This is a genomic window from Candidatus Acidiferrales bacterium (assembly GCA_036514995.1).
GTDB lineage: Bacteria > Acidobacteriota > Terriglobia > Acidiferrales > DATBWB01 > DATBWB01.
The window spans coordinates 1-4,480 of record DATBWB010000017.1 but is presented as its reverse complement, the minus strand read 5'-3'; the positions used below and the strand labels follow the sequence as shown (position 1 = coordinate 4,480).

At 59.7% G+C, this 4,480-nt stretch carries 6 protein-coding genes; 5 read left to right on the top strand and 1 reads right to left on the bottom strand.

Annotated features, from left to right (window positions below):
• Positions 1–227: 227 nt before the first annotated feature.
• Positions 228–1,367 (bottom strand): aminotransferase class I/II-fold pyridoxal phosphate-dependent enzyme, encoded by a 1,140-nt coding sequence (locus tag VIH17_01485; GenBank protein HEY4681904.1) that lies wholly within the window; start codon positions 1,365–1,367, stop codon positions 228–230.
• A gap of 111 nt (positions 1,368–1,478) precedes the next feature.
• On the opposite strand from VIH17_01485, the gene VIH17_01480 reads away from it, so the two are divergent.
• The 5 genes from VIH17_01480 to VIH17_01460 form a co-directional block, all read left to right on the top strand.
• Positions 1,479–2,168: a methyltransferase domain-containing protein gene (locus VIH17_01480; protein ID HEY4681903.1), complete on the top strand. Its 690-nt coding sequence runs from the start codon at positions 1,479–1,481 to the stop codon at positions 2,166–2,168.
• A 152-nt stretch (positions 2,169–2,320) separates the two neighbouring features.
• Positions 2,321–2,881: an NADH-quinone oxidoreductase subunit B family protein gene (locus VIH17_01475; protein ID HEY4681902.1), complete on the top strand. Its 561-nt coding sequence runs from the start codon at positions 2,321–2,323 to the stop codon at positions 2,879–2,881.
• Positions 2,882–2,946: 65 nt separating this feature from the next.
• Positions 2,947–3,258, top strand: coding sequence for a Rieske 2Fe-2S domain-containing protein (locus VIH17_01470; GenBank protein HEY4681901.1), 312 nt, complete (start codon positions 2,947–2,949; stop codon positions 3,256–3,258).
• Positions 3,259–3,387: 129 nt separating this feature from the next.
• On the top strand, positions 3,388–3,828 hold the full coding sequence (locus VIH17_01465) for an EVE domain-containing protein (protein ID HEY4681900.1): 441 nt from the start codon (positions 3,388–3,390) through the stop codon (positions 3,826–3,828).
• Between the two features lie 199 nt (positions 3,829–4,027).
• The coding region (locus VIH17_01460) for a hypothetical protein (GenBank protein HEY4681899.1) at positions 4,028–4,480 on the top strand (453 nt) is incomplete at its 3' end.

Below are 4,480 nucleotides of genomic sequence, written 5' to 3'. Positions count from 1 at the left end.
GCGACTGGTGCCAATTTCTCCACTTGTCCCGAGCAGGACTCGAAGAACATCGAGTGCCGACTTTGTACAACAACATCCGCCCTGAGGCAAGCGAAATTTCGATAAGGTTGCCGCAATGCCGCTATTTGCCGGGGATTACAGAAAAGCTGCCGCCTGAGACCCGCATCTGCATAAACGATTTTCGCTTTTCGAGTTTCGATTTTCGAGCCCCAGAATAGCCGCCCGGCTCAGGTCGCCCTCTGGGTGGCCCGCGCCGCCGAAACTTCCAAGAGGACTTCGTGGATCAAATCCAACCCGGCCCGCAGATAATCGGGCTCGGCTCCATAGCCGATGCGGAGGTAGCGATCCATCCCGAAATGATCGCCCGGGACAATCAAGACGCTCTTTTCGTGCAGGATCTTCTCCACCAGCTCGGTGGAATTGACGGGCAGGTTGTACTTCATGAAGGCGATGGCGCCGGCGCGTGGCGGAATGCAGGTAAACATCTCGCCGTGCGCGGCCATCCAGGCTTTCAAAACCGGAAGATTGCTTTGCAGGATGCGCTGCGTGCGCTCGACGATCCTGGGGCGGCGTTGGGGATGGAGGGCAATGCGCGCCAAGAAATCGTTCAGCGTGCTGGGGCCGATGGTGAGGTAGTCGTGATAGGCCCAGAGCCGCGCAATCCAATCCGCCGGCGCCACCACCCAGCCCGTGCGGATGCCGGGCAGGCCATAGGCCTTCGAGAGGCCGTTGGTGATGATGACGCGCTCGTAGCGACCCCAGAAACTGGGCGTGGTGCGGCCGTCGAGTTCCGCTCCCTGGTAAACCTCATCCGCCAGAATCCAGCAGCCAGCTCTACTGGCCAGGTTCGAGATCGTTTCCATCTCCGCCTCATCCAGGATTGCGCCCGTGGGATTGTTCGGGTTGCAGATGGCGATCAGCTTGGTGCGCGGGGTGATGAGCGCGCGCAATGCATCGAGATCCAGGCGCCATCCGGTCTCCTCGCGCAGGCGGAGCGGCTCGACCGTGGCGCCGTGGCTCCGGGCGAGTCCCCAGATTTGCATGTAATTCGGAAGCATCAGGAGGAGTTCGTCACCCGGCTCGAGCATCGCCCAGGTGACAACGAAATTGGCCTCGGAGCAGCCGGTGGTCACCAGGATGTTGTCCAGGGTGGCACCCGCATAGCCGGCGGCGATGATGCTCCGCAACTCTTCGGTGCCGTTGGACTGGCTGTAGCCGAGCCCCGTGGCCAGCATCGCTTGGAGCTGTTCCTGGCTCACCAGCTCGCCGAGCGGAATGGGGTGGACACCGCTTTCGGAAAGGTTGTAGCGAACGACATTTTCCCAGGTGGACTGCATCCGTTCCATCAGGAAGGGCTCAATCTTCATCACCGCCTCCAGGGAAGATCACGCGCGGGCAGCGATATTACCTCGGGAAGAGAAATGGGACAACGCAACCGGTTTGCCGGCCGGCGGAGGCCAAGATAGAATGCCTGGGCGATGCCGAACCGTCCTGAGGATTTGCTGCGGGAAGAATTCAACCGCTGGGCCAGCGCCGGCCGCGGCGACGAGATGCAGCAGGAGCATCTCCGCATCACCGAGAAGACGCTTCCGCTCATGGGCATTGAGGCTACCGATCGCATCCTCGACCTGGGTTGCGGCTCGGGCTGGACCAGCGCGCTGCTGGCGCAGATCGTCACCCAGGGCCAGGTGGTCGGCATGGACGTGTCCGATGAAATGATCGGGCGAGCGCGGCGCCATTACCGCGACCTCCTGAACGTCATGTTCCTTGCGAGCGGCGTCGAACAAATTCCCTGGGATGGCGACTTTTTTCACAAGGCGTTTTCGGTCGAGTCAGCCTACTATTGGCCTGACCCGGCTAAAGCTTTGCGCGAAATTTTTCGCGTGCTCCGGCCGGGCGGGAGCGCCTGGATTCTCATTAACCTGTACAAGGAGAATATCTATACCCACCAGTGGGTGCCTTTGCTTCCGCCCACGCATCTCCTGAGCGGCGATGAGTGGTGCGACCTGATCAAGCAAGCCGGGTTTGTCGAGACCGGTCACCGCCGCATCGTGGATGATCGCCCCGTGCCCCGCGAATACCACGGCCAGTGGTTCAAGGACGCCGAAGAATTGCGAAAATTTCAAGAGGAAGGGGCGTTGCTGTTTTTCGGAAGCAAGCCGGAGTAATCCGAGGCCTGGGAAAGGGCGTGTACCGAACCTCCAGAATAGAATGGGGCCGACAGCTCTAAGTATTTGCAAAGATAGGACTTATCGAAATACAGCCCCGATTTTTTGCCTGGAGCAACGTCTATGCTATACTGATTTTGCAGGAAAACAAGATGGGTTATCTGGAGAATCGCTTCGAAAAGAATTTTGTCATCAGCACGGTGGACTATGTCTTCAACTGGGCGCGCAAATCGGCGCTCTGGCCGCTGACTTTCGGGCTGGCGTGTTGCGCGATTGAGATGATTGCCAGCTCCACCTCGCGCTTCGATATTGCCCGGTTCGGCGCTGAAGTTTTCCGTCCGTCGCCGCGTCAGTCGGATTTGATGATTGTTGCCGGGACGGTGACGTTGAAGATGGGGCCGGTGCTGAGGCGGATCTGGGAGCAGATGCCCGAACCGAAGTGGTGCATTTCCATGGGAGCCTGCTCGAGCGTGGGCGGGCCGTTCAACACGTACAGCGTCCTTCAGGGCGTGGACAAGATTGTCCCGGTGGACGTTTACGTGACCGGCTGCCCGCCTCGCCCGGAAAACCTTTTCTACGGCCTGCTGAAGCTGCAGGACAAGATTGACCAGATGTCGCTGGCGAAGCGGCCCACGGAAGTGCATCTCGATGAGGGCATGGTGGAGGAATTCAAGAAGGGCGTCATGGTCGCCCAGACCATGAATCCTCGCTAACCGCATGCATCCAGATTTTGCCCGTCCCGATGCATCGGGACGGGTGGGAAGAAAGGAGCCGGGCGATGCCCAAGTACGCGCGAGCGGCCAAACTGGTGGATCTGCCGCCAGGAACCATTCGCGAATTTCAGGTGGATGGGAAATCGGTGGCGCTGGCCAATGTGGAGGGCTCGATCTACGCGATTGACAACACCTGCCTGCATCGCGGCGGACCGCTCGGCGTGGGCATGCTCGAAGCAAACGTCGTCACCTGCCCCTGGCACGGCTGGCAATATGATGTCAAGACCGGCCAGGTTGCCACGAACGCCGCTCTTAAGGTGCCGACCTACGAAGTGAAAATTGAAGGCGATAGTGTTTTGGTCGAAATTGAAACCTGAGCAGGGAGGCTGCCCGGCGGAGAGAGGGGCAAGCCGGCATCCTGCACCGGAGACGAATGCGCACGAGCTTCATTCGTCTCCTTTTTGTTTTAGCGGTAACCCCACTTTGATGTTCGGGGGTGAGTGAGAATGGCTCGCTACTGGCTTTTCCTTTCCGACCCGGGCCGCTACCACTGGGATACGCTGTTCGTCAAGGGCAAGGAGATGTGGAACGGGATGAAGAACTCCGATGCCCTGCGCTATATGAAGCAGGTCAAGAAGGGCGACAAGGTCCTTTGCTACCATGGCGCGCCGGATAAACTGGTCTATGCGATGGCCGAAGCGGCCTCTGACTCCTACCCCAACCCGCATGACGCGGCCGGCAAACAGTTGATCGTCAACTTGCGCGCCGTGCAAAAACTGCCGCGCTCGGTACCCTATGTGGAATTGAAGACCAACCGGCGGCTGCGCCGGATGAAATTCCTGGCCAAATCACGGTTGGCCGTCTCGCCGCTGGCGGAAGAGGAATACGCGGAGATCCTCCGCATGTCCGGCTACGTCCCGCCGCTGGGCTTGAGCCTGCTTAGTTAGCGCCTGCTCAGTAGGCTGCTGCTAGCCGGCACGGTGAGCCCGCAGGGACGTAGCTGTTGGCATTTCGCTCTTACCCTCCATCGCCGTTCGCGGGCAGACAGCTACCAACCATTGCCCCGCCGGCGGGTGAGACGGCTACCGTAGCTCGGCTCTTTCGCGTAACATACCGCCGACCATTTTCTTTTTTGCCGGAGCTTCCATGAAAAAGACGCGACAGTTGGTTCTTTTCCTCTGCCTCCTTTGCTTCCTTGCTTCCTTTGTTTCCTCTGCCTCCAGCGCTGATTTCGACATTCTCATCATCAACGGCAAGATTGTGGACGGCAGCGGCAACCCCTGGTTTTACGGTGACGTCGGCATCCGCGACGGACGAATCGCCGCCATCGGCAAGCTGGCTGGCCAGCCGGCCAAGCGCACGATTGATGCCGGCCGGATGATTGTCTCGCCCGGCTTCCTGGACATGCTCGGCCAATCCGAATACACGCTGCTGGTGGACTCACGCGCGGAAAGCAAACTTCGCCAGGGGATCACCACCGAGATCACCGGCGAGGGCGAATCGCCGGCCCCGGTGAATGACCGCACGCTCAAAGACCTTCAGCCGGAACTCGACCATTATGGCATCCGCGCCGATTGGAAAACTCTCGACGAGTACTTC